Origin of the sequence: Stenotrophomonas sp. JC08 (assembly GCF_052180205.1) — a bacterium.
In the GTDB taxonomy this organism is placed as follows: Bacteria; Pseudomonadota; Gammaproteobacteria; order Xanthomonadales; family Xanthomonadaceae; genus Stenotrophomonas.
Genome location: NZ_CP197473.1, coordinates 2,837,531 through 2,861,588, shown reverse-complemented (window position 1 = coordinate 2,861,588; position 24,058 = coordinate 2,837,531). Strand labels below are relative to the sequence as shown.

Below are 24,058 nucleotides of genomic sequence, written 5' to 3'. Positions count from 1 at the left end.
CGGCCAAAAAGGTTCTTCGCACTGCCGCCAGTGGCCGGCAGGTAGGCTCCCTTGCTGTCGAAGATGGCCAGTGGAGCACGCGGATGTTGAAGATCTGGGGCCGGCGCAATTCCAGCAACGTGCGCAAGGTGCTGTGGTGCGCCGAGGAGATCGGCCTGCCATACGAATCGATCGAGGTGGGGGGTACGTTTGGCGGTACGCAGAGTGCCGAATACCGCGCGCTCAATCCCAATGGGCTGGTGCCGGTGATCGAGGACCACGGCCTGCCGCTGTGGGAATCCAATGCCATCGTGCGGTATCTGGCCGCGCGCTATGCGCTGGGCACGCTGTACCCGGTAGACGTGGCCGAACGCGCGCGCAGCGAGCAGTGGATGGACTGGACCAGCGCGAGCTTCGCGGTCGCGTTCCGCGACCTGTTCTGGGGCGTGGTGCGTACCGCGCCGGCCGATCGTGACGAGGCGCGTATCGCTGCCGCGCTGGTGCGCTGTAGTGACCTGCTGGCGGTGGCCGATACGGCGCTGGCGCAGCAGCCGTGGTTGTCAGGGGAGCAATTCGCCATGGGTGATATCCCGCTCGGCGCCTTCGCCTATGCCTGGTTCGAGATGCCGATCCAGCGCCCGGAGCTGCCCCATCTGGCCGACTGGTATGCGCGGCTGCAGCAGCGCCCTGCCTACCGCAAGGGGGTGATGACGCCGCTGACCTGAGTGTTGTCCGGTGCGCCAGTTGATGGCGCAGGAAAAGCAGCCGCACGGGTTCCTGCGCGGTGGCCGGAGGCAGCAGGCCCGGCTACAGCAGGCGACCGGCCGTCGCTGCCCGGAGCACCGGCGGGCCGAACTCAGTACAGGTCCAGCGGGTCCACATCCAGCGACCAGCGCACCCGGCGCGCCTGCGGCAGCGCGTACACCTGTGCCATCAACGCATCGAGCAGGCCGTGCAACGGTCGCCGTTGCCCGGCTGACAGCAGCAGCTGGGTGCGCTGGAACCCGGCGCGGCGCGGCATCGGCGCCGGCATCGGCCCGTAGCGCTCGACCGCGCTGTCGGCTGCAATCAGGTCTCTCACCGTGGTGAGGAATTCATTGGCCTGTTCCACCTGCTTGGCCTCGGCGCGCAGCAGTGCCAGATGCGCGAACGGCGGAAAGCCGGCGGCCTCGCGCTGGCCCAGTTCGGCGTCGGCGAAGGCGTGGTAACCGCCGTTGATCAGCGTATGCAGCAGCGCATTGTCCGGATGGTGGGTCTGCAGCCAGACCTCGCCGGGCCGTTCGGCACGGCCGGCGCGGCCGGCCACCTGGATCAGCTGCTGGGCCAGCTTCTCGCTGGCGCGGAAGTCGGACGAGAACAGGCCTTCGTCGATGCCCACCACCACCACCAGGGTCAGCTTGGGCAGGTCGTGGCCCTTGGCCAGGATCTGCGTGCCGACCAGGATCCCGGGTGCATCGCCGAGCGTAGCCAGGGTCTGTTCCAGCGCATCGCGGCGCGCGGTGGTGCTGCGGTCGATGCGCAGCACCGGGTGCTCGGGAAACAGCTGCAGCAGCCGTTCCTCCAGCCGCTCGGTGCCGATGCCTTGCGGTTGCAGCGCCAGGCTGGCGCAGTCCGGACAGGCCAGCGGTACCGGCGCGCGGGCGCCGCAGTGGTGGCATTGCAGGCGACGCCCGGCCCCATGCACGGTCATCGGCGTGCTGTGCAGTGGCGTGCTGCAGCGCTTGCACGGCGCGGTCCAGCCGCAGTCGTGGCACAGCAGTACCGGCGCGTAGCCGCGGCGGTTCTTGAATACCAGCACCTGGTTGTCGGCCTGCAGGTGCTGGCCGATGCCGGCGATCACCTCCGGCGCAAGTCCGTCCTGCAGCGGGCGCTTGCGCACGTCGAACACGCGCACGCCCGGCGGCCTGGCATCACCGGCGCGCTGCTGCAGGCGCAGGTGGGTGTAGCGGCCGCTGCGCGCGTTGTGCAGCGACTCCAGCGACGGCGTGGCGCTGCCCAGCACGACGGGAACGTCCAGCGCCTTGCCGCGCACCAGCGCGAAATCGCGGGCGTGGTAGCGGATGCCGTCCTGCTGCTTGTAGCTGCCGTCGTGCTCCTCGTCGATTACGATCAGCCCGGCCTGCGGCAGCGGGGTGAACACCGCCGAGCGGGTGCCGACGATCACCCGCGCTTCGCCGCGGCTGGCCGCCGCCCAGACCCGCGCGCGCTCGTTGTCGTTCAGCCCCGAATGCAACGCGTGCACGGCGATCCCCAGCCGGCTGCGGAAGCGTTGCAGGGTCTGCGGGGTCAGGCCGATTTCCGGCACCAGCACCAGCGCCTGCTTGCCGCGGGCCAGGCAGGCGGCGATCGCCTGCAGGTAGACCTCGGTCTTGCCGCTGCCGGTGACGCCATCGAGCAGGAACGGCTGGAAGCCGTCGGCGGCGGTGATCGCCTCGATCGCCTCGTGCTGCTGGGCATTGGGCACCGGGCCGGGCCGGGTGTCGGCCTGCGGGATCAGTGCCGGCACTTCGATCCGCTCGGCGAAGCCGCGCTTGGCCAGCGCCCGCGCCGCGCTGCGCCAGTCCTCCAGCTGCCCGTCGAGCCGGTCTTCGTCGATCGCTCCGGCTTGCAGCAAGGCGGCCAGCCGTTGCGGCCGGGTGTTGCGGCGCAGTTTTTCCAGGCCGGCATGGCCGGCGGCGGTCAGCTGCCAGGCCCAGCCGTGGGTATCGGCCAGCGGCTCGCCGCGGCGCAGCGGGGCCGGCAGCGCGGTGGCGACTACCTCGCCGAGCGGGGCGTGGGTGTAGCGCGCCAGCCAGCGCAGCGAGGCGGCCAGCTCGCCGGCCAGCAGCGGCGCCGGGTCCAGCCATTCCAGTGCCGGCCGCAGCGTGGCCGGGTCGTCACTCTGGCCGATGCCTTCAACCACCCCGACCAGCTCGCGCGAGCCGAACGGCACCCGCAGCCGCCGCCCCACGTCGCCCGGAACCGGTGGCGCAGCGCCGTCCGGCGGCAGGTAGTCGAACAGTTGCGGCAGCGGCACCGGCAGGGCGACGCGCAGGGTAGGGCAGGCGGACATGGCACCAGTCTAGCTGCTGCATGCGCGGCTTCACTTACGTGAAATGGCTGTCGTGATTTTCATAAATGGCGTGTAAACACACGCCGTACTTGGGGATTTCGGCTTATCCACAAATTTTGTGGATAAGTCTGTGGGTGACGTGGGTGCTCCACGCGCTCAGGACAGTGGCGCAAGCCTTCCCCTTTACTTGGTCAAAAAATAGCCACGCCAAATATTCTTTTAAAATCAATGTCTTGGTCGTGAAACAAAAATGAAGCATCGCCGTGGCACCGACCATGAGCGTTGACTTTCAAAGCGTATTGACGCTGTGCACAAGTTGCGCAAAGGGCCTCCGGGAGCGCGTAAAAACGGCGTGAAGAGCCGCGCGGGTGAAGGGCGCTGGGTATCATGTCGCCGATGATGGAGTTCACATGATGGCTGCCCCCGCCCCCCCTTTTCCGGCTGCGGCCAATGCGCTGTCCGCATTCCTGCGCGGGGTCGAGCGCCGTGCGCTGGTGGTCGCGCAACTGCAGTCCGGTGACGATGACGTGGCCGCGCGTGCGGTGGCCGTGGCGATGCGCGCCTTCGCCAGCCATGCTGCCGATCTGCCGATGGTCGACTGGCCGGCCCGCTTCTGGGGCCTGCTGTGCAGTACCCCGCAGTTGCTGGCGCCGGCAGTGGCTGGACAGTGGCCACCGGCACTCGGGCACCTTGGACAACGGGCTGCCGGCGAGCGCCTGGCGCTGCTGTTGCGGATCGGTGCCGGTCTGGATGAGGCGGTGGCGGCCGCCGTGCTCGGGGTCGAGGCCGATGCCTACCGCGGTGCGCTGGCGGGGGCCTGTCCGCTCGATGCGCAGGGCCAACCCGATGCCGTCGCTTGGCGCGCGCTGGCCGAGGCGGTGCAGGCGCAGGTGCGCGACCTGAGCCCGGCGCGGGTCCAGCAACTGGAAGCGCTGCGTGAATCGGTCAGCCGGGGGCCTTCTGCGGGCAAGCCCGCCAGCGCCACCGATCTGCCGGCGGCAAGGCCGCGCTCGGCCGCCGCGCGCAAGGCGGCCAGGCGCTGGCGCTGGCACACCTGGCTGTTGCTGATGCTGCCGTTGTTGCTGCTGGTCGTGGTGGCGCTGTGGTGGTGGCGTGGCGAGCACGCCGGTGTCGCCGGTATTGCCCCGCGCGAGGGGGTGCTGGTCGACAGCGGGCCGGTGCAGGTCGAGCCGTTGAGCGATGACAGCACCCCGGCCACCGCCACAGCCGCGGCCGATACGGCGGCCGACGCGGCGATGCTGGCAGATCCGGAGCTGGCGGTGGCGCGGGATGCCGATTTCCATGCGTGGATCGCCGCCGGTGGACCGCTGCCGGTGGACGAATCCCAGTTGCAGCCAAGCCGGCCGGAACCGGCCACCCGCGGTCTGGAAACCGTCGATGCCGAGGAGTGAGCGTTCGCGGCCGTGGCGGTTGCTGCTGGTGTTGGCGCTGATCGTGCAGGCGCTGCCGGCGGCGGCCGTGCCCGCACCGTTGCTGCCCGCTTTGCCGGACGCAGGCGATCCGGCGGCCGACTGGGCGGCGATGGGTCTGGCCCGGCAGCACGATCTGCGCGCCCGCTATGCCGCGTGGCAGGCATTGCCGGAGACCGAGCGCCAGAGTGTCCGCCAGGCTGCGGCGCGGGTGGCCACCCTGCCACCAGGCGAGCGCGACGCGCTGTATCGCCGTTTCCAGCAGCAGGACCGCCTGTTCCGGGATGGCTGGCGGCTGGGTCCGCAGCTCGGCGCGCTGTATCCGAAGCTGCACCCCCTGCTGGGTTACGTGCCGGCCGAACAGCGGACGCCATTGCTGGCACTGCTGCACCAGCTCGATGCCGACCAGCTGGCGCAGCTGGGCCTGATCGTCCAGCGCACGCCGCCGCAGGAGCAGGCTGAATTGCGCACGCAATTACTGGCACTGGACGCGCCGGCGCGGGCGCAATGGCTGCGGCAGAAGGTCGAAGGCCGCTGACGGCCCCGCGCGGCGGTTCCCCGGCAGGTGGCTGAACGGGCGCCGCCGCTCCTTTTCGCCGGCCGCTGCCTTTACACTGTGCGGCTTGCGTGACCCGGCATCTGCGCGCTTTCCGCGCCGTCCGCAGTCCACCTGCCCCCATCCGTATGTCCACCGTTACCGCCACGCCGCGTTTCCGCCAGGAAGTGCGCGCCACCGGCCTGCTCGCGCTGCCGCTTGTACTGGGCCACATCTCCACCGGCCTGATCGCCTTCGTCGACAACACCATCGCCGGTCACCACGGCACCGACACCTTCGCCGCGGTCAGCATCGGCACCGCGCTGCTGTGGCTGCCGATGCTGGTGCCGATCGGCACGCTGATCTCGTTGACCGCCTCGGTATCGCAATTGCACGGCGCCGGGCGTGATCGCGAGATCGGCCCGCTGTTCCGCCAGGCGCTGTGGCTGGGGGCGGGCCTGAGCCTGTTGATGTTCCTGTTCCTGAGCGTGGTGCCGGCGTTTTTGCCCACCTTCGGCATCGCCGCGGAGATCGTGCCCGGCGCCACCGGCTTCCTGCATGGCATCCGCTGGGGCGTACCGGCGCTGACCCTGTATTTCTGCATGCGCTACCTGACCGAGGGCATGCACTGGACCCTGCCGACGATGCTGATCGGCTTCGGTGGTCTGCTGGTACTGGGGCCGCTGGGTTATGCGATGTGCAACGGCAAGGCCGGCTTCCCGGAACTGGGGGCGCAAGGTCTGGGTATCGCTTCGTCGGTGACCATGTGGGTGCAGGCGCTGGCGTTTGCCACCTATCTGTGGACCACCCGGCGCTTCGCCCATCTGCAGTTGTTCGAGCGCTTCGAGCTGCCGCGCTGGAGCGCGATCCGGGATCTGCTGCGTACCGGCCTGCCGATCGGCATCACTGTGCTGATGGAGGGCGGGCTGTTCATCATCACCGCACTGCTGATCGGCCGTCTCGGTGCGATCGAGGCCAGTGCGCACCAGATCGCGATCAACGTCGCGCAGCTGTGTTTCATGATCCCGATGGGCGTGGCCGAGGCCACCACCGTGCGGGTCGGCCACGCGGTCGGCAGCAACGATGCGCCGGGCGTGCGCCGCGCCACCTGGGCCGGCTATGCCATCGTGCTGGTCACGCAGCTGCTGTCGATCAGCGTGCTGCTGCTCGGCCACAACGCGGTGGTGGGCCTGTACACCAACGATCTGGCGGTGGCGGCGCTGGCCTCGACGCTGCTGCTGTATGCGGCGATGTTCCAGCTGCCCGACGGCGTCCAAGTGCTCTCGGCCGGTGCGCTGCGCGGCATGAAGGACACCCGCGTGCCGATGTTCATCGCGATGTTCGCCTACTGGGGCGTCGGCATGCCGATGGGCGCCGGTCTCGGCCTGGGGCTGGGCTGGGGACCACAGGGCATGTGGGTCGGCCTGATCATGGGCCTGAGCGTGGCCGCGGTGCTGCTGGGCTGGCGCCTGCGGGTCAACAACCGGCGCCTGCTGCACCAGCTGGCCCCCTGACTTGCAGCCCATGCCGGCGCTGCCGGTCCTGTGTATCCTGCACCGCAACAAGCCCCTGTCGGAGCGTCCATGAATCCCCCGCCTCTCCCGCGTCGCAATCCCATCGCCAGCTTCTTCATCGGCTTGTGGGACGTGATGAATTTCACCCGCCGGCTGATCCTCAACCTGCTGTTCTTCGGCCTGTTGCTGCTGCTGTTGATGGCGTTCGTGGCGGCGCTGGGCATGGGCGCCTCCTCCACCAGGGTGCTGCATGAGCGCACCACGCTGGTGATCGCGCCCGAAGGCCGGCTGGTGGAGCAGTACAGCACCGACCCGGTCAGCCGCGCGCTGGCCAAGGCACTGGGTGAGCGCAATGCCGGGGAAATCCAGCTGCGCGACCTGATCCGTGCGATCGAGGCGGCCCGCGACGACAAGAAGATCGAGCGCGTGCTGCTGGACCTGGACCGGCTGCAGCCGTCCGGTTTCGCCTCGCTGCGTGAGGTGGCCGGTGCGCTGCAGGAGCTGCGTGCGGGGGGCAAGCAGGTGCTGGCCTTCAGCCAGAGCATGGGCCAGTCGCAGTATCTGCTGGCGGCGCAGGCCGACGAGGTCTACCTGGACCCGATGGGCGGGCTGCTGCTGGAAGGGCTGGGCCGCTATCGCCAGTACTTCCGTACCGGCCTGCAGGAAAAGCTGGGCGTGGACGTGCACCTGTTCAAGGTCGGCCAGTACAAGTCCGCCGCCGAGCCGTATGTGCTCGACGCCGCCTCGGCCGAGGCCAAGGAAGCGGACCTGTTCTGGATGAACGATGTGTGGCAGCGCTATCTGGCCGACATCGCCGCTGCGCGCAAGCTCGATGCCGCGCAGCTGGCCGCGGGCATCGACACCCTGCCCGAGGGCATTGCCGCCGCCGAGGGCGACCTGGCCCGCTTCGCGCTGCAGCAGAAGCTGGTCGATGGCCTGAAGACGCGTGAGGAAATGGACGCGCTGCTGGCCGAGCGTGGCGTCGCCGACGGCGATGCCGATGGCGGCTACCGCCAGATCGCACTGGGCGATTACCTGCTGCAGCTGGATGCGCAGCGCTCGCCGATCGACAAGCGCCCGCAGGTGGCGGTGGTGGTGGCCGAAGGCGAGATCGCCGGGGGCGACCTGCCGGCCGGCCGCATCGGTGGCGAGTCGACCTCGGCGCTGCTGCGTGCCGCGCGCGACGATGACGATGTGAAGGCGGTAGTGCTGCGCGTGGATTCGCCCGGCGGCGAAGTGTTCGCCTCCGAGCAGATCCGCCGCGAAGTGGACGCGCTGAAGGCCGCCGGCAAGCCGGTGGTGGTGTCGATGGGCGATCTGGCCGCCTCCGGCGGTTACTGGATCAGCATGAACGCCGACCGTATCTACGCCGATGAATCCACCATCACCGGCTCGATCGGCATCTTCGGCATGATTCCCAACTTCACCCGCAGCCTGGACAAGATCGGCGTGCATACCGATGGCGTCGGTACCACCCGTTTCGCCGGCGCGTTCGATGTCACCCGGCCGATGGACCCGGCGGTGGGCCAGGTGATCCAGTCGGTGATCAACAAGGGTTACGCCGACTTCACCGGCAAGGTCGCGCAGGCGCGCAACCAGAGCGTGGAGGCGGTCGACGCGGTCGCGCAGGGCCGCGTGTGGAGCGGGGCACAGGCCAAGGAGCGCGGGCTGGTCGATGAATTCGGCGGGCTCAAGGCCGCGGTGGCCGATGCCGCCGGGCGCGCCAAGCTGGGCGAGGCCGGCAAGTTCCGCGTGCGCTATATCGAGAAGGCCGCCACCCCGTTCGCACAGTTCATGAGCGGCTTTGCCGGCAGCCGTGCCGGGGCGTGGATGCTGGCCGATTCGGGCATCGCGCGGATGCTGCTGGCGCGTCAGATGCCGGAGCTGGATACCCAGCTGCGCTTTGTCGAGGATGCGATGAAGGATCGCAACGGTGCGCCGGTGAAATCGCTGGCCTACTGCTTCTGCGGTTTCTGAGCCGGACAATCCGCTGACCGACAGCGCCGCCTCCGGGCGGCGTTGTCGTCTCTGCGGGGCAGGCCGGCGGGGGGCGCGCCGCCGTTATTCCGGTGCCGGTGTGGCGGAGGTTTCCGCGGCCGCATCGATTGCCGCCCGTTGTGCCCTGGCCGCCTCATCCACTGCGGTTTGCGCGGCTTTGGCCTGCTCCAGCGGCTGGGCAATGGCGTCACGCAGTGCGGTGGCCTGCGGCTCGGGGGGACGTTCGCTATCGGGCAATTCGGGTTTGCCACATCCCGGCAGCGTGGCCAGTGACAGCAGCAACAGCGGCAGATGCAGGCGCATGGGCGGGCTCCGTCGGAAACAGCGGTTATCCTAACGCCATCCCAATGACGCCCTGCCGGGCAACACACGAAGGAGAGCAGGGTGAATCCGCAGCGCTGGCGACTGGATGGGCAAACCGCACTGATCACCGGCGCCAGTGCCGGCATCGGGCTGGCGATTGCGCGGGAGCTGCTGGGCTTCGGTGCCGATCTGCTGATCGTCGGCCGTGATGCCGATGCGCTGGAAACCGTGCGCGACGAGCTGGCCGATGCCTTCCCCGAGCGCGAGATCCATGGCCTGTCGGCCGATGTGTCCGACGACGAGGACCGCCACGCCATCCTCGACTGGGTCGAGGACCATTGCGACGGCCTGAACCTGCTCATCAACAACGCCGGCGGCAACATCACCCGCCCGGCCAACGACTATTCCGAGGACGAATGGCGCGGCATCTTCGAGAGCAACCTGTTCTCGGCCTTCGAGCTGTCGCGCTATGCCTATCCGCTGCTCACGCGGCATGCCTCCTCGGCGATCGTCAATGTCGGCAGTGTCTCGGGCATCACCCATGTGCGCAGCGGCGTGGTCTATGGCATGACCAAGGCGGCGATGCAGCAGATGACCCGCAACCTGGCCTGCGAATGGGCCGAGGACGGCATCCGCGTGAATTCGGTGGCGCCGTGGTACATCCGCACCCGGCGTACCTCCGGGCCGCTGTCCGATCCGGACTATTACGATGAGGTGATCGCGCGGACGCCGATGCGCCGTATCGGCGAGCCGGAGGAAGTGGCCGCCGCGGTCGGCTTCCTGTGCCTGCCGGCGGCGAGCTACATCACCGGCGAATGCATCGCCGTGGACGGCGGCTTCCTGCGCTACGGGTTCTGAGCGTCGCAGTCGCTGGCATCCAGCTGTGACCGCAGGCGCTGGAATTCCAGCTGCAAGGTTTCGGCACGGGCCGGGGAAGCGAAGCGCCATTGCGACTCGGCGTCCTGCACGCGCTGGCGCCAGCTCGCACACAGCAGGGCCGGTGGCACCTCGCTGCAGGTATCGCGTACCACCTCGCAGGCCTCACCGGCCCCGGTGCCGGGATTGCCGTCCAGCCCGGTGACGCGCATGGCGATGCAGCGTGACGGCGGCTCGCCGGTCTCGCCCAGATAGCTCTCGCCCTCACGGGTGCGGCACTGGAACAGCGGCGGCAGCGGGACGGGTTCCTTCGCCGGCAGTACCGGTATCGGCGGCGTATCCGTGGCGGCCGCTGGCATGGGTGCCGGCAACAGGTGCGGCAGCGCGGCTGGGGGTGCAGTGGGCGGCGGTGGAGGTGTCGCGGGCGCCTGCATCACCTTGCGGGTCTGCTGCGTGCCCTTGGGACAGGGCAGGTTCTGCACGGTGAGCGCGCCGCTGGCATCGGTGCAGCGGTAGAACACGATCTCGGGACCGGGCGCCAGCAGCAACAGCGTCAGCAGCCAGCGCCTCATGCGCCGCCGCAATCCTGATCCAGCCGCGCTTCGATGCCGCGTTGCTCGCGTACCAGCTGCTGGCGCTCGCTCTGCAGTGCGCTGTTGTAGCGGCGGATCAGCTCCCAGCGGCGGTCGTTCAGGCGTGCGCAGACTTCCTGCTGCGGCAGCGCATGGCAGCTGTCACGCACCAGCGTGGAGCCGATCGGCACGATCGCACTTCCCGGAGGATGCGGGTGCTGACCCGGAGCTGGCGGTCGTGGGCCGTGGCCGCCGTGCGGCCTGCGGCCGAAGCCCCAGATCGGCACCCAGCGTGGATTGCCCTCGTTGCTGTCACTGGTATAGCGCTCGCCCTCGGCGGTGACGCATTCGTACATCGGCTGTGGCGGCTGCACGGTGACCACCCGCACTTCACGCTCGATGACCGCCGCCGGTGGCTGTTGGACGGGCGCCGCCGGTCGCGGCGGTGGATCCTGTGGGCGCTGCATGTCCAGCACCTGCTGCTGGCGTGCGCCATCGCAGGGCGCATCCTGCAGCGCCACCGCGCCGTTGGTCCCGACGCAGCGGTAGATGCGCACGCTGTCCGTTGCCGGCGGCTCGGTCGCCGACAGCGCGACGGGCAGCAGGCTCAGGCAGGTGATCAGGAAGGGGCGGACGCTCATGGCGCCATGGTGCCACGCGGACTACCTGGCCGGAACCGGGGCCGGATTGACGTTGCGCGCGGGCGCAGATGGCCTCACCCGGATTGCGGCAAGGCTGTGCCGATGGCCGCTCAGTCGCGCAGCACCTGCCCGGTGGCGGCGACGCGGATGCGGGTGGGCTGAGCCAGACCGCCAGTGGCGCCGTCGAGCAGGCCATCGAGTTGCGCCAGCAGGGCCGGGTCCAACTGGTCGCGACTGCGTGCCGGCGGCTGCCCGGCGAGGTTGGCGCTGGTCGACACCAGCGGGCCGCCCCAGGCCCTGCACAGCGCCTGCACCAGCGGATGGGCGCTGACCCGCACCGCGATGCCGCTGTGCTGCCCGGTGATCCAGCGCGGCGCACGCGCGCCGGCCGGGACGATCCAGGTGTTGGCGCCGGGCCAGCTGTCCAGCACCGTCTGGCGGCGCTCCTCGGCCAGGGCCTGCAGTTCCACCCAGCCGGCCAGCTGCGCCGGTTCGGCGGCGACCAGGATCATGCCTTTCTCGACCGGACGCTGTTTCAGCGCCAGCAGTTTCAGCACCGCCGCCTCGTTGCCCGGATCGCAACCCAGGCCCCAGACCGCTTCGGTCGGGTAGGCGATCACGCCACCGGCCTGCAGGACCGGGACGACGTTGTGCAGATCAAGTTCCTTCATGGACGGCACCATTGCTGCCCGCAGCGGGTGCGCGGGGCGTTTGGGAGAGTGCAATGCGACAGGCCGCCCGGAGGCGGCCTGATGCGGGAGTCGTGATTATCCGCCTGTCGCCATGACAGGGGGTAATCGTCCTCAGAACGGCGGGGCGTCGTCGGTACCTGCCTTGGTCACCGCCTTCTTGGCGACGGTTTTCTTGGTGGCGGCCTTCTTGGCCGTGGCCTTTTTCGCCGCGGTCTTCTTGGTCGCGGCCTTCTTTGCCGGCGCCTTCTTGGCAGCCGCCTTCTTCGGCGCGGCTTCCTTCTTCACCGCGGTCTTCTTGGTGGCGGCCTTCTTGGCGCCAAAGCCCTTGCGTACCGGCTTGCCGGTTTCTTCCATCAGCTGCTGCACCTCGGCCAGGGTCAGCGAGGCCGGCTCGCGGTCCTTGGGGATCTTGCCGTTGAGCTTGCCGTCGCTGATGTACGGGCCGAAGCGGCCGTTGAGCACCTGGATGTCCGAGCCTTCGAACTCCTTGATGATGCGGTTGCGCGCGATCTCTTCCTTTTCCTCGATCAGGAAGATGGCGCGGGCCAGGTCGATCTTGTACGGGTCGTCCTCCTTCTTCAGCGAGGCGTAGGTGCTGCCGCGCTTGGCGAACGGGCCGAAGCGGCCGATGCCCACGCTGACCTCTTCGCCGTTGGCGTCGGCGCCGAGCTTGCGCGGCATGTCGAACAGCTTCAGCGCATCTTCCAGAGAGATCGAATAGATGCTCTGGCCCGGCTGCAGCGAGGCGAACTTGGGCTTGTCCTCGTCATCGACGGTGCCGATCTGCACCATCGGCCCGAAGCGGCCGATACGCGCGCTGACTTCCTTGCCGCTGGCCGGGTCGGTACCCAGCACGCGCGCGCTGCCGGCGTCGGTGCGGTCCAGCGATTCGCTCTTGTCGCTGACCAGTTCCTTGAACGGGCCCCAGAAGCGTTCCATCAGCGGCACCCACTCCTCCTCGCCGCGCGACACCGCATCCAGCTCATCCTCGAGCTTGGCGGTGAAGTCGTAGTCGACGTAGCGGGTGAAGTGGCTGGACAGGAACTTGCTGACCGCACGGCCGACGTCGGTCGGCTTGAAGCTGCGGCCTTCCATCTCGGTGTACTTGCGGAACAGCAGGGTCTGGATGATCGAGGCGTAGGTCGACGGACGGCCGATGCCGTATTCCTCCAGCGCCTTGACCAGCGCCGCTTCGGTGAAGCGCGGCGGTGGCTGGGTGAAGTGCTGGTCGGCGCTGATGCGGTCCAGCGGGATGCGGTCGCCGGTCTTCATCGCCGGCAGCTTGCGGCCTTCGTCCTCGTCCTCGGCGTTCTTGCTGTCCTTGCCTTCCTCGTACACGGCCAGGAAGCCGGGCACGACCACGGTGGTGCCGCTGGCGCGGAACACGTGCTCGCTGCCGGCAGCCAGGTCGACGCTGACGGTGTTCAGGGTGGCCGGGATCATCTGGCTGGCGATGGCGCGCTTCCAGATCAGCTCGTAGAGCTTGCGCTCGTCGTCGGTCAGGTACTTGCCGACCTGCGCCGGGGTGCGCAGCGCCGAGGTCGGACGCACCGCTTCGTGCGCTTCCTGGGCGTTCTTGGATTTGGTGGTGTAGACGTTGGGCTTGTCCGGCAGCGCGCCGGTGCCGTAGTCGCGGGCGATCACGTCGCGGATTTCGACCAGCGCGTCCTGCGACAGGCTCACCGAGTCGGTACGCATGTACGAGATCAGGCCGACCGTGCCCTCATCGCCGATGGCCACGCCTTCATACAGCTTCTGCGCCACCTGCATGGTCTTGCGGGTGGTGAAGCCGAGCTTGCGCGAGGCTTCCTGCTGCAGCGTGGAGGTGGTAAACGGTGCGGCCGGGCGGCGCTTGCGCTCCTTGCTGGCCACGTCGGTGACGTGCAGCGTGCCCTGTGCGGCCTGCTGGATGCGCAGCCGTGCGGCCTCGGCGGTGTCGCCGTCGGTGACGGTGAACTGCTCGAATTTCTGCCCGTCCAGCTTGATCAGGCGGGCGTTGAAGTGCTGCGACGGGTGCGCGCAGGCGGCCTCGATGGACCAGTACTCGCGGGCGATGAAGGCTTCGATCTCCTCCTCGCGCTCGACGATCATGCGCAGCGCCGGGCTCTGCACGCGGCCGGCGGACAGGCCGCGCTGGACCTTGCGCCACAGCACCGGCGACAGGTTGAAGCCGACCAGGTAATCCAGTGCGCGGCGCGCCTGCTGCGCGTCGACCAGATCGCTGGCGATGGCACGCGGCTGGGTCATCGCCTCCTTGATCGCACGCGGGGTGATCTCGGTGAACACCACCCGCTGCATCGGCTTGCCCTCGGCCAGCCCGCGTTCTTTCAGGATCTCGGCGATATGCCAGCTGATCGCCTCACCCTCGCGGTCCGGGTCGGTCGCCAGGAAGATGTCGTCGGCGCTCTTGGCGGCCTTGGCGATGGCTTCGACGTGCTTCTGGTTCTTCTCGATCAGGTCGTAGCGCATCGCGAAGGCGTTGTCCGGGTCGACCGCGCCCTCCTTGGGGACCAGATCGCGCACATGCCCATACGAGGCCAGGACCGTGAAATCCTTGCCGAGGTATTTATTGATCGTCTTGGCCTTGGCCGGCGATTCGACGATGAGCAGGTGCTTGGGCATGTCAGTTGGGTTCTTGCGGGAGAGGGCGGAGCCTGTGGGGCCGCTAGGGTGGCGTAATCGCCGGAGTTAGTGAAGCGATATGGCCGTTCTAGATGGACTGACGCCCGGGCAGGTGCCCGGGCGTTCAGCTTTCTTCCTTATTAGAGGAATCATGCCGGGCCGGTCGCTGTCAAGCATGGCCGCGGCACGGGGGTCAATTGAACTGGCTGGCGGCGATGCCGATCACGGCCAGCATGGCGAAGATACCGACCGCCAGCAGCAGGCCGAAAATCGACAGGATCACGATGGTGACGGTGCCCAGGCCGCGCTGCTGCCACTCCGGATGCTCGGTGAAGGCCCATTTGTCGACCACCAGGGTGTCGCAGAGCATGTCGTGCAGGCCCTGCTTGCGCTCGGTGAAGGCGGCCATCACAAAGCCGATGCACAGGATCAGGCCGCTGAGCATGGCGGCGAAGTAGCGGCCGATGCCACGGGCGATGCTGATCCGCGCGCCATCGGTGCGCACCACCTTGATGCCCACCGCCATCTTGCCCAGCGTGGCCTTGCCCGCCGAGGCGTGGAAGCCGGCGTAGTAGGCGGCCGACAGGGCGATGGACAGCAGGTTGGTCAGCAGCTGGATCATGATGAAACCGGCGCCCATCGCGTCGCTATCGCCACCGATGCCGGCCATGCCCAGCCCCAGCGCCATGCCGATGACCATGGCGATCACGCCACCGACCAGGCCCACGATCAGGCTGTCGATGCAGTAGGCGGCCACGCGCTTCCAGAAGCCGGCATAGACCACTTCACCGCCATGGATCACGCCATCACCGCCCAGCGTGGTGCTGGCCGGTGCGGTGTACGGTGAATGCGGCTCGGCCGTGACGGTACCGGCAACGGCGGTGCCGTTCTCGATGGCGACGTAGTCTGCGCGCAGGTCGATACCGGGATTGGCCTTTTCGACCAGCTGCAGCTCCTCGGTCACCGTCGACAGTGCCTGCCACTGCTGCATGCCTTCACGCCAGACCAGCGTGGACAGGTCCAGTTCGTTCTGGCGGAATTTGCCGCGCAAGGTGTCGGCATCAACCGGCCCGTGCCGTTCGCGCTGGGCATCGGCATAGTACCACTGACTCATCATGTTCCCCGTGTATATGAATGAAGTGTTTCAACCGCGGCAGTTTACCGGCAGGAAGCGGTCATCCACCTCTGAACTGCATTCCCAGTGGCCGGTGTCGGCATCGTAGTCGAGCCGGAGGTGCTTGCCGTCCAGCCGGGGAGTGCCCGGAGCCGCAAGGCGTGCCTCCAGCCCGCAGTGGCCGTTGTCAACGCGGCCGACATGGAGGCTGGCGATGCCCGTGCCGGCATAGTCTTCCGGTGCATTGAAGCCTTCATCACCATTGACCGGGCAGCGCTGGTGCTGCTGCACGAATTCGACGACCTGGGTCTTCAGCGGCTGCAGCTGGCTATAGGTCATGCCGGTTCTGGAGCGCAGGGTGTACTCCTGATAGGCCGGCAGGGCGATGGCGGCAAGTATCGCCAGGATGCCGATCAGGATCACGCCGGCAATCGCCGCGACGATGATCGCGATGACGCAACCGGACAGGCGGGGCTTGTCCGCTGGCGTGCTGCAGTGATGCACATGCTGTACCGGGGGTGGCAGCGGCGGCGTGGGGGGCGGGGTGCTGGAGCCGGCCTCCGCCGGCAGGCCCAGCTCGCCGGCGTAATCGCGCAGTGGTTGCCAGCCCGGGGCGCCTTCGCGCCAGATCAGGGTGCCGCCATCGATGCGGCCGGCGCGGTAAAGCGCGAGGATGTCGGCCGTTGCCAGCGGGCCCTGCCGCTGGCCGTCGCCGGCGGCGTAAAACCATGGGGTCACGTGGATTTCCTTGTGCGTCCCTGCATGCCGGAAGCGTCAGTGCAGGGGTTCGGGCTCGTCGATGAACATCTGCGTTTCCATCCAGGCGTAGGCCGCCTCGGCCCCCGGCTGGTTGAACAGCACCATCAGTACCACCCACTTCAGGTCTTCCAGGTCCAGTTCGTCCTGGTCCAGCGCCATGGCACGGTCCAGGACCAGTTCGCGCTGGTCGGCATCCAGGATCCGCTGCTGTTCCAGGAACAGCAGGAAGCCACGGCAGTCCATGTCGAGCTTGTCCAGCTCGGGGCCGTGGAAGACGCGGACAGGACCGTCGATGTGCGGGCGGGCGACGGCCGGGCGCTGTTCAGCCAGCGCGTCGAGCCAGTCGAACGCCTTGTTGATCTCGGTGGGACTGAAGCCGGCCTGGATCAGGCCGTTCTGCAGCGAATCGCGGTCCCGGATGAGGTCGGCATCCTCACTGAAATAGTGTTCAAACAGGTACAGCAGGACGTCCAGGATGCTCTCTTTCATTGCCCCTCGGCCTGCGCCAATGGCGCTGTGGAGGTGAAGAAACTTCAGGTGCGAGTGTAGCGGCCGTGTGCGGACGACACTTTTCCTTCCAGTTCCATGACCAGCAGCATGGAGGACAGGCTGGCAGCCGTCAATCCAGTGCGCTCGATCAATGAATCCATACCGGTGGGGTCGTAGCCCAGGGCGTCCCACAATCTGTGGTAGTCGCCGTCCGGCAGGTCGGGTGCCGGCGCAGAATCGGCCGGCGCCCCGGTAATGGGGGCGTGCAGGCGGCTTTGCAAGGCGGCGGCCAGTTCTCCGGCCATATTGCTCACGCCCTCGAGGATGTCGGCCGGCCGGGTCACCAGGGTGGCGCCGTCGCGGATCAGCCGGTGGCAGCCGCGTGCCATCGGATTGTGCAGCGAGCCGGGCAGGGCGAAGACCTCGCGCCCGGCCTCGCTGGCCAGCCGGGCGGTGATCAGCGCTCCGGAGCGCTCGGCCGCCTCGATGACGACCGTGCCCAGGGTCAGGGCCGCCAGCAGCCGGTTGCGGGCCGGGAAGTGGCCGGTCCGCGGCGGGGTGCCGGGGAGGTATTCGCTGACCACGGCGCCGTGTGCGGCCACCTGCTGTTGCAGGTCGCGGTGATGGCGCGGATAGCTGATGTCGGCGCCGGTGCCGATCACCGCGAAGGTGCTGCCACCACACGCCAGTGCGGCGCGATGGGCGGCGGCATCGATCCCCGCAGCCAGTCCGCTGGCGATGGTCAGGCCGCTGCTGGCCAGTGCGCGGGAGAAGTCACCGGCGTGGTCGCGGCCACCGGCACTGGGCGCGCGACTGCCGACGATGGCGATCGCCGGCTGCCACAGCAGGGTGGGCTCGCCATCGACGAACAGGGCCAGTGGCGGGCGTGGACTGTTGCGCAGCAGCGGCGGGTAGTCCGGATCGCTCCACCCCAGCAGGTGGTGATGGGGCTGCTGCAGCCATGCCAGTGCCCGCTCCCGGAGCGCGGGCTCAGGGTGGACAAGTGCCTGGCTCTGGGCCGGGGTGCAGCCGGCAGCCCGCCAGGCGACGGGGCCGGCGGCAAGCACCGCGTCGGCCGTACCGTACTGCTGCAGCAGGGTACGCAGGGGTTTGCGCGGACCGCCGGCCATCACCAGCACCAGCAGGGCCTGGTCGGGGCCGGTATCGGGGAGTGATGTGCGCGGGGAGAGGCCTGGCTTCATCCCGGAAGGCTGGCCCGCAAACAGCGACGGCGCCCTCGGGCGCCGTCGTGTTGTTGCGTAGGACTTTCCCGCTTACTGCGCGTCCGGGTGCTTGAGTTCGTAACCGACGCGGGCCGGCTTGGTGCCTTCCATCACCAGCGCATAGCTGACCTTGTCGAAGGTGCGGAACACCATCGCATGGGCCGCATATTCGTCCGGCAGGGAGACGCGGCTGCCGCCGGCCTTCAGTGCATCGTCCGCGCGCGAGGTGTTCTTGCTGCCGGTCACGCGGTCGTTGATGTGGCTGCCGTTGCGCCAGATCGAGAACACGGTGCCGTTGTCTATACCGTCGCGTGCGCCGCCGGAGATGGCGATGACATCGCGCGGACCACCGGCGGTGAGGGTGTCGGCCACCGCCAGCACGCGCAGGTGGCCCGGTGCCGCGGCACTGGCCGGAGCATGCGGGATGAACTGCAGGTCGTACGGGTTGGCCTGGACCGGGACGATGCGGTCGCCCGCACGGACTTCACGGCCGCTGTCTTCCAGCTTCAGGGTTGAGGCCTGAACATCGCCGGAGGCGACGTGGGTGAGCGTGCCGACGTTGACCTGCGCCATTTCGTAGCCGAGGAACTCGTTGCGGTCACTGGTGACCACATAGTTCTTCCACAGGTTGCCGTTGCCCGGAATGGTGTCGCCGCGGGCGTCCAGATCGTCGGTAGGCCTGGGCTGGGTGAAGCGCACGGTCGGGCGGATCACCGCGTAGCGCTGGCCCGGCTGTGCGTTCTGCAGGCCCAGTACATAGGCGTTCTGGCCGGCGCTGGCACGCAGGCGGTTGTCTTCCAGGCCGACGATGTAGGGCAGCTCCTTGAAGCTGTCCACGACGGACAGATTCTTCAGGAACGGCTCGACGTCCGCCAGTGGAATCGCCCCGATCGGCGCTTCCTCGCGCGGGCCCGGCTGCGCGGTGACGCGGTCCAGGTAGGCCAGGCTCAGCACGTCACCCGGGTAGATCAGGTGCGGATTCTTGACCTGTGGGTTGGCCTGCCAGATTTCCGGCCACAGCCACGGTTTTTTCAGGAAACGGGCCGAGATGTCCCACAGCGTGTCACCCTTTTTCACCACGTAGGTGTCCGGGTGCGCGTTGTTCATTTCCACCGCGACGGCGTAGGTCGTGACGGTCAGCAGCGCCATGGCGGCGACCGTACGGAATTGTTTCAACATGGTTGCGATCTGCCTGATTCCCCAACAGGTTGGCGCACTATAGTGCAGAAACGGGGGCATCAGGCAAGCACAAGCGGTAGAATTGGGACGTCCTGCCGAATTGATGCGGCATATTTGATTACCGGTATCGCCATGGCCCTTCTGCCCATTCTCGAATTCCCCGATCCGCGACTGCGGACCAAGGCCGCCCTCGTCGACGCGGCCGAGGTGACCACCCCGGCGTTCCAGCAGCTGCTCGATGACATGTTCCAGACCATGTACGAGGCGCCGGGCATCGGCCTGGCCGCCAGCCAGGTGGACGTGCACAAGCGCTTCATGGTCATCGACACCAGCGAGGAGCGGAACACGCCGATGGTGTTCATCAACCCGCAGATCGTCAGCGCCAGCGAAGGCGGCCGCGTCTACCAGGAAGGCTGCCTGTCGGTGCCCGGCATCTATGCCGATGTGACCCGCGCCGACAGCATCGTGGTGCGCTTCCTCGACCGCGACGGCAAGCAGCAGGAACTGGCCGTCGATGACCTGCTGGCCACCTGCATCCAGCACGAGATGGACCACCTGGACGGCAAGCTGTTCATCGACTACCTCTCGCCGCTCAAGCGCGAGATGGTGCGCAAGAAGCTGGCCAAGCAGCGCAAGCACGTGGCCTGAGTCAAATGGTGACCCGGTTGCGTCCGGGTTGCCGGTAGCGGGAGCCCTTGCCGGGTCCCGCGCTGCACGGCGCCGCGATCCGGCGCCGTTGTTCTTTCCGGGAGTTGGATTGCCATGAGAATCGTTTTTGCCGGTACGCCGGAGTTTGCCGTCGCCTCGCTGGGAGCGGCCGCGCGCCAGCACGAAGTGGTGGCGGTCTACACCCAGCCCGATCGCCCGGCCGGCCGCGGCCGCGGGCTGATGCCCTCGCCGGTCAAGCTCGACGCCATCGCCCGCGGCATTCCGGTGTTCCAGCCGGAAAGCCTGAAAACGCCCGAGGCCCAGCAGCAGCTGCGTGACCTGCAGCCGGACCTGATGATCGTGGTCGCTTACGGGCTGATCCTGCCCAAGGCGGTGCTGGCCATTCCCACCCACGGCTGCTGGAACGTGCATGCCTCGCTGCTGCCGCGCTGGCGCGGCGCGGCGCCGATCCAGCGGGCGATCCAGGCGGGCGATACCGAAACCGGCGTGTGCCTGATGCAGATGGAAGCCGGACTGGATACCGGCCCGGTACTGCTGCGCCAGCACACCCCGATCAGCGACACCGATACCGGCGGCCAGCTGCATGACCGGCTGGCGCAGCTGGGCGCACAGGTGCTGGCCGATGGCCTGGGCCTGCTGCGTGCCGGGCTCAAGCCGATCGCGCAGGTGCAACCGGCCGAAGGCGTCACCTACGCGCACAAGCTGGACAAGGCTGAAGCCAAACTGGACTGGAGCCAGGACGCGGTTGCGCTGGCGCGCACGGTGCGCGCATTCAATCCGTGGCCGATCACCGAAGCCACGCTGGCCGGCGAGCGGGTGCGCATCCACGGTGCGGTCGCTCTTGCCGACAACCAGGGCAAGGCGCCGGGCACGGTGATCGCCGCGGCCCGCGAGGGTATCGACATCGCCTGCGGCCAGGGCGCGCTGCGCCTGCGGGTGGTGCAGCGCGAAGGCGGCAAGGCGATCACCGCGGCGGACTACCTCAACGCCCGTCGCGACCTGCGGATCGGGGGCTGAGCCGATGGCGGGTGCGACTTCCTCGCCGTGGGGCAAGACCATCGCGGCGCAGCAGCCCGGGGTGCAGACCCGCGCGCTGGCCGCCCGGGTGCTGGCGGCGGTGATCGGCAAGGGCCGTTCGCTCAAGGCCGAACTGGGCGCGGCGCTGCCGAAGCTTGATGACAGCCGCGACCGCGCGCTGCTGGAGGCGATCTGTTTTGCCGCGCTGCGCCGGCGCACGGTCTACGACCAGGCGCTGCGGCAGTGGCTGCAGAAGCCGCTGGGGCCGCGCGATGCCGATCTGCGCGCGTTGCTGATGGCCGGTTTCGCGCAACTGGATGTGCTGCAGCTGCCGGCGCATGCGGCGCTGTCGGCGACGGTGGACGCGGCGCGCGTGCTGGGCCGCGAGCGCCAGGCCGGGATGGTCAACGCATTGCTGCGCCGTGCCCAGCGCGAAGGGTTTGCCGAGGCGCGGGCCGAGGAGGCGTGGCCGCAGTGGCTGCTGGCCAAGGTCCGCCAGGACTGGCCGCAGCAGGCCGAAGCGATCGTCAGCGAAAGCCTGCAGCCGGCGCCGCTGTGGCTGCGTGTGAACCGCCAGCAGCACAGCCGTGACGTCTACCTGGCATTGCTGGAAACGGCCGGTATCGAGGCGCTGGCCGGGCCGCTGTCGGCCGATGCGGTGCGGCTGCCGGTCGCGGTACCGGTGAGCAGCCTGCCCGGCTTCGCGCAGGGTGCGGTGTCGGTGCAGGACCTGTCCGCGCAGCAGGTGGCCGATGCGTTGCAGCCGACGCCCGGCGCGCGGCTGCTGGATGCCTGCGCCGCGCCCGGTGGCAAGTCCGCGCATCTGCTCGAACGTGATCCAAGCCTGCAGCTGCTGGCGCTGGATGTGGACGCGCGGCGCCTGCAGCGCATCGGCGAGACTTTCGCCCGCACCGGGGTCGGCGCCCGCGCGAAGATCCAGGCCGCCGACGCGGCCGATACCGCCCGCTGGTGGGACGGGCAGCCGTTCGATGCGGTGCTGCTGGACGCGCCGTGTTCGGCCACCGGCATCATCCGCCGCCAACCGGACGTGCTGCTGCACCGCCGGCCCGAGGACATCACCGCGCTGGCGGCATTGCAGGCACGGCTGCTCGATGCGCTGTGGCAGGTGCTGCGCCCGGGCGGGGTGCTGCTGTATTCGACCTGCTCGATCCTGCGGCAGGAGAACCAGCAGCAGGTGGCGCAGTTCCTGGCGCGCACCTCCGATGCCCGGATCGAGGCGTTGCCGGACAGCTTCGGCCATGACGTGGACGGCACCCGCCAGCGGCTGCCCGGCGAGCAGGGGGGCGATGGCTTCTTCTATGCGCGACTGGTGAAGGCCGCTGTGGCCTGAAGCGGCGACCGGGATCCTGTCCGGTGCCGCCTTCACGGGGCAACAGCATCGGATCGTCGTGAGCCAGCCGCCGTGCGGCTGTTTGCCCCGGGGTGAACATGGGGCAACCGCTGTCGCGCCGCTGGCACCAGGCCGCGCCCGACTGTGATGCAGGTGCTGCCATCACGGTGGCGGCTGGCTATCATGCGCGGTCCACACCACGGAGCGGCTCCCGGGCAGCTGGTGGTTCAGCGTACAGACCCCAGTATTCCGCAAATGACTCCGCCTTCTTCCGCCAACCCCGCTGCGCCTTTCCCGTCCACGCAGCCGCGTTGGCAGCTGTTGCAGCTGATCGCGACGCTGGCGCTGTTCGTGCTGCCGGCAGCGGTGATCAGTACCCCGGCCAACCTGCTGCCATTCGGGCTGCTGTTGTTGCTCAGCACGGTGCTTGGGGCCGGTTACCTGTGGCGCGCCCGTGCGCTCGCCGGTCCCGCGCTGCCCCTGCTGTGGGCGCTGGCACTGGTGGCCATCGGCCTGAGCGTGCTGTCGATATGGCAGGCCGGGCTGGTGCTGGAAGATGTGGACAACCGCAGCCGTTTTCTGGTCATGCCCTGGGCGCTGCTGTGGGTCTGCGCGTTGCGGCCATCCATGCAGGCATTGTGGTGGGGCGCACTTGCCGGGCTGCTGTTCACGCTCGCCATTGCGGCTTACCAGGTGCTGGGGGGGCTGGGGCGCGCCGAAGGGTTCACCAATGCCATCGTGCTGGCCGACACCGCGCTGGTGCTGATGGCGCTGCTGGTGTTCTGCCGGCAGCCGGGACGCTGGGGCCTGATCGGGTTGGGGCTGGCGGCGGGCGGTGGCGTGATCCTGCTCAGTGGCAGTCGCGGGGTATGGCCGGCGCTGCTGGTGCTGCTGGTGGCGATGGCGCTGTCGGTGCCCTGGAAGACCGGCCGCTTCCGGGCAGGGGCACTGTTTGGCCTGCTGCTGGTGGCGGCCACGCTGGTGTTGAGCGTGCCGCAATTGCGTGAACACACGCGTCTGGACGAGCTGCGCAGTGATGTCGAGCGTATCGAGCGCGGTGATGTGGATTCATCGGCGGGGGCCCGTCTTGAACGCCTGCAGATTGCCTGGGATGCTTTTCTGGAGCGCCCGCTGAGCGGCGTGGGCATCGGCAATTTCGACGCGGCGATGCAGCGCCTGCCGGAGTGCCGGTTGCCGATGGCGGCGGAGTCACCGGAGCCGCGCTGCCATCTGGGGCATGCGCACAATGATCTTGCCGAATGGGCGGCCACCCAGGGGGTGCCCGGCGTGCTGCTGCTGCTGTGCGTGTACGGGCTGCCGCTGTGGCTGTTCATCCACCTGCACCGGCGCAGTGGCGAGAACGGTTTCCGCGGCCCGGCGGCTGCCGGGGTGATGCTGGTGATCAGCTACATCTTTTGCGGCATGACCCAGTCGATGTTCGCCCACCAGATCACCGCCAGCACCTACACCGCACTGGTGGGCGTGCTGGCCGGACTGTCCCTGGTCGATCGTGCGCAAAGGGTAGTTGCACCCGAAGCGGCCAGCAGCAGCTGATCCTGTTGTGCGCTTGCTGTCAGGCGCTGACGTGCAAGCGATGTGACATCGGGGTGTGCAAGTCGCGGCTCGACCAGGGCCGTCCACGCGTTGCTGGCGGGTTGTGTTGGCGCACTGCAGGCAGGCTCGGCAGCGGTCTTCTGCTGATCAGGCATTGTCCGGCAGGGACTTGCCCCGGCCGGGAACCAGATCCAGCGCCAGGCTTGAGGAAACCGCGGCCGCGCCCCATCCCGCCCATTTGATGGCGTGCCGGCGGCGTGACAGCAGGCCGTAGAACAGCATCGCCGGCAATGCGACCTGCAGCAGTTTCGCCAGATGCCGCCGTGCTGCCGGGACACCGACATAGCGGCGGATCGCGATCTGCCGTGACCGGGCGTAATGGAAGCGCTTGATGAAGTCGGTGCGCAGGCCGGGCGTGGAAGAGGCACCACCTTGATGGAAGGCGCGTGCCGCCGGTTGCAGCAGGCACTGGTAGCCGGCCTGGCCCAT

Annotated in this window: 22 protein-coding genes; 10 read left to right on the top strand and 12 right to left on the bottom strand. The window is 68.6% G+C overall.

Annotated features, from left to right (window positions below):
* Positions 1-83 precede the first annotated feature (83 nt).
* Positions 84-704: a glutathione S-transferase family protein gene (locus ACSBPQ_RS13105; protein WP_442682550.1), complete on the top strand. Its 621-nt coding sequence runs from the start codon at positions 84-86 to the stop codon at positions 702-704.
* Between the two features lie 131 nt (positions 705-835).
* Here the strand turns inward: ACSBPQ_RS13105 and ACSBPQ_RS13100 are convergent, their stop codons facing one another.
* Entirely contained in the window at positions 836-3,031 is a 2,196-nt protein-coding gene (locus tag ACSBPQ_RS13100; protein WP_442682549.1) for a primosomal protein N', read from the bottom strand.
* Between the two features lie 410 nt (positions 3,032-3,441).
* Here ACSBPQ_RS13100 and ACSBPQ_RS13095 point away from each other — a divergent pair, with 410 nt between their 5' ends.
* From ACSBPQ_RS13095 to sppA, 4 genes are all read left to right on the top strand, one after another.
* On the top strand, positions 3,442-4,443 hold the full coding sequence (locus ACSBPQ_RS13095) for a hypothetical protein (protein WP_442682548.1): 1,002 nt from the start codon (positions 3,442-3,444) through the stop codon (positions 4,441-4,443).
* Entirely contained in the window at positions 4,430-4,999 is a 570-nt protein-coding gene (locus tag ACSBPQ_RS13090; RefSeq protein WP_442682547.1) for a DUF3106 domain-containing protein, read from the top strand. The genes ACSBPQ_RS13095 and ACSBPQ_RS13090 overlap by 14 nt, the downstream gene beginning before the upstream one ends.
* 146 nt (positions 5,000-5,145) lie before the next feature.
* The gene (locus ACSBPQ_RS13085) at positions 5,146-6,510 is read left to right on the top strand and encodes an MATE family efflux transporter (protein WP_442682546.1); all 1,365 of its coding nucleotides are present in this window, start codon (positions 5,146-5,148) and stop codon (positions 6,508-6,510) included.
* A gap of 69 nt (positions 6,511-6,579) precedes the next feature.
* A complete protein-coding gene (gene sppA / locus ACSBPQ_RS13080) occupies positions 6,580-8,487 on the top strand; it encodes a signal peptide peptidase SppA (RefSeq protein ID WP_442682545.1) in 1,908 nt (635 codons plus the stop codon).
* A gap of 84 nt (positions 8,488-8,571) precedes the next feature.
* Here sppA and ACSBPQ_RS13075 read toward each other — a convergent pair whose 3' ends face one another.
* On the bottom strand, positions 8,572-8,811 hold the full coding sequence (locus ACSBPQ_RS13075; protein ID WP_442682544.1) for a hypothetical protein: 240 nt from the start codon (positions 8,809-8,811) through the stop codon (positions 8,572-8,574).
* A gap of 81 nt (positions 8,812-8,892) precedes the next feature.
* Here ACSBPQ_RS13075 and ACSBPQ_RS13070 point away from each other — a divergent pair, with 81 nt between their 5' ends.
* Positions 8,893-9,669, top strand: coding sequence for an SDR family oxidoreductase (locus ACSBPQ_RS13070; protein WP_442682543.1), 777 nt, complete (start codon positions 8,893-8,895; stop codon positions 9,667-9,669).
* On the opposite strand, the gene ACSBPQ_RS13065 is transcribed toward ACSBPQ_RS13070, so the two are convergent.
* The 9 genes from ACSBPQ_RS13065 to ACSBPQ_RS13025 form a co-directional block, all read right to left on the bottom strand.
* A complete protein-coding gene (locus ACSBPQ_RS13065; protein ID WP_442682542.1) occupies positions 9,657-10,259 on the bottom strand; it encodes a DUF4124 domain-containing protein in 603 nt (200 codons plus the stop codon). The two genes, ACSBPQ_RS13070 and ACSBPQ_RS13065, sit on opposite strands and share 13 nt — an antisense overlap.
* Positions 10,256-10,900, bottom strand: a complete 645-nt coding sequence (locus ACSBPQ_RS13060) for a DUF4124 domain-containing protein (RefSeq protein WP_442682541.1) — start codon at positions 10,898-10,900, stop codon at positions 10,256-10,258. The genes ACSBPQ_RS13065 and ACSBPQ_RS13060 overlap by 4 nt, the downstream gene beginning before the upstream one ends.
* A 110-nt stretch (positions 10,901-11,010) precedes the next feature.
* Positions 11,011-11,571, bottom strand: coding sequence for a Sua5/YciO/YrdC/YwlC family protein (locus tag ACSBPQ_RS13055; RefSeq protein ID WP_442682540.1), 561 nt, complete (start codon positions 11,569-11,571; stop codon positions 11,011-11,013).
* Between the two features lie 132 nt (positions 11,572-11,703).
* Positions 11,704-14,214, bottom strand: a complete 2,511-nt coding sequence (locus ACSBPQ_RS13050; protein ID WP_442682539.1) for a DNA topoisomerase I — start codon at positions 14,212-14,214, stop codon at positions 11,704-11,706.
* A gap of 193 nt (positions 14,215-14,407) precedes the next feature.
* The gene (locus tag ACSBPQ_RS13045) at positions 14,408-15,328 is read right to left on the bottom strand and encodes an RDD family protein (protein WP_442682538.1); all 921 of its coding nucleotides are present in this window, start codon (positions 15,326-15,328) and stop codon (positions 14,408-14,410) included.
* A 30-nt stretch (positions 15,329-15,358) separates the two neighbouring features.
* The gene (locus ACSBPQ_RS13040; protein ID WP_442682537.1) at positions 15,359-16,066 is read right to left on the bottom strand and encodes a pilin; all 708 of its coding nucleotides are present in this window, start codon (positions 16,064-16,066) and stop codon (positions 15,359-15,361) included.
* Between the two features lie 36 nt (positions 16,067-16,102).
* Positions 16,103-16,576 carry a DUF494 family protein gene (locus ACSBPQ_RS13035; protein ID WP_442682536.1) on the bottom strand — a complete coding sequence of 158 codons (474 nt, stop codon included), beginning with the start codon at positions 16,574-16,576 and terminating at the stop codon, positions 16,103-16,105.
* Positions 16,577-16,620: 44 nt separating this feature from the next.
* The gene (gene dprA, locus ACSBPQ_RS13030; RefSeq protein WP_442682535.1) at positions 16,621-17,778 is read right to left on the bottom strand and encodes a DNA-processing protein DprA; all 1,158 of its coding nucleotides are present in this window, start codon (positions 17,776-17,778) and stop codon (positions 16,621-16,623) included.
* Positions 17,779-17,850: 72 nt separating this feature from the next.
* Positions 17,851-18,978 (bottom strand): LysM peptidoglycan-binding domain-containing protein, encoded by a 1,128-nt coding sequence (locus ACSBPQ_RS13025; protein ID WP_442682534.1) that lies wholly within the window; start codon positions 18,976-18,978, stop codon positions 17,851-17,853.
* Between the two features lie 132 nt (positions 18,979-19,110).
* On the opposite strand from ACSBPQ_RS13025, the gene def reads away from it, so the two are divergent.
* From def to ACSBPQ_RS13005, 4 genes are all read left to right on the top strand, one after another.
* A complete protein-coding gene (gene def, locus ACSBPQ_RS13020) occupies positions 19,111-19,626 on the top strand; it encodes a peptide deformylase (RefSeq protein ID WP_442682533.1) in 516 nt (171 codons plus the stop codon).
* Positions 19,627-19,740: 114 nt separating this feature from the next.
* Positions 19,741-20,664 (top strand): methionyl-tRNA formyltransferase, encoded by a 924-nt coding sequence (gene fmt / locus ACSBPQ_RS13015; RefSeq protein ID WP_442682532.1) that lies wholly within the window; start codon positions 19,741-19,743, stop codon positions 20,662-20,664.
* A gap of 4 nt (positions 20,665-20,668) precedes the next feature.
* Positions 20,669-22,015 carry a 16S rRNA (cytosine(967)-C(5))-methyltransferase RsmB gene (gene rsmB, locus ACSBPQ_RS13010; protein WP_442682531.1) on the top strand — a complete coding sequence of 449 codons (1,347 nt, stop codon included), beginning with the start codon at positions 20,669-20,671 and terminating at the stop codon, positions 22,013-22,015.
* Between the two features lie 255 nt (positions 22,016-22,270).
* Positions 22,271-23,569 carry an O-antigen ligase family protein gene (locus tag ACSBPQ_RS13005; RefSeq protein ID WP_442682530.1) on the top strand — a complete coding sequence of 433 codons (1,299 nt, stop codon included), beginning with the start codon at positions 22,271-22,273 and terminating at the stop codon, positions 23,567-23,569.
* Positions 23,570-23,716: 147 nt separating this feature from the next.
* On the opposite strand, the gene ACSBPQ_RS13000 is transcribed toward ACSBPQ_RS13005, so the two are convergent.
* A complete protein-coding gene (locus ACSBPQ_RS13000; RefSeq protein ID WP_442682529.1) occupies positions 23,717-24,058 on the bottom strand; it encodes a glycosyltransferase family 2 protein in 342 nt (113 codons plus the stop codon).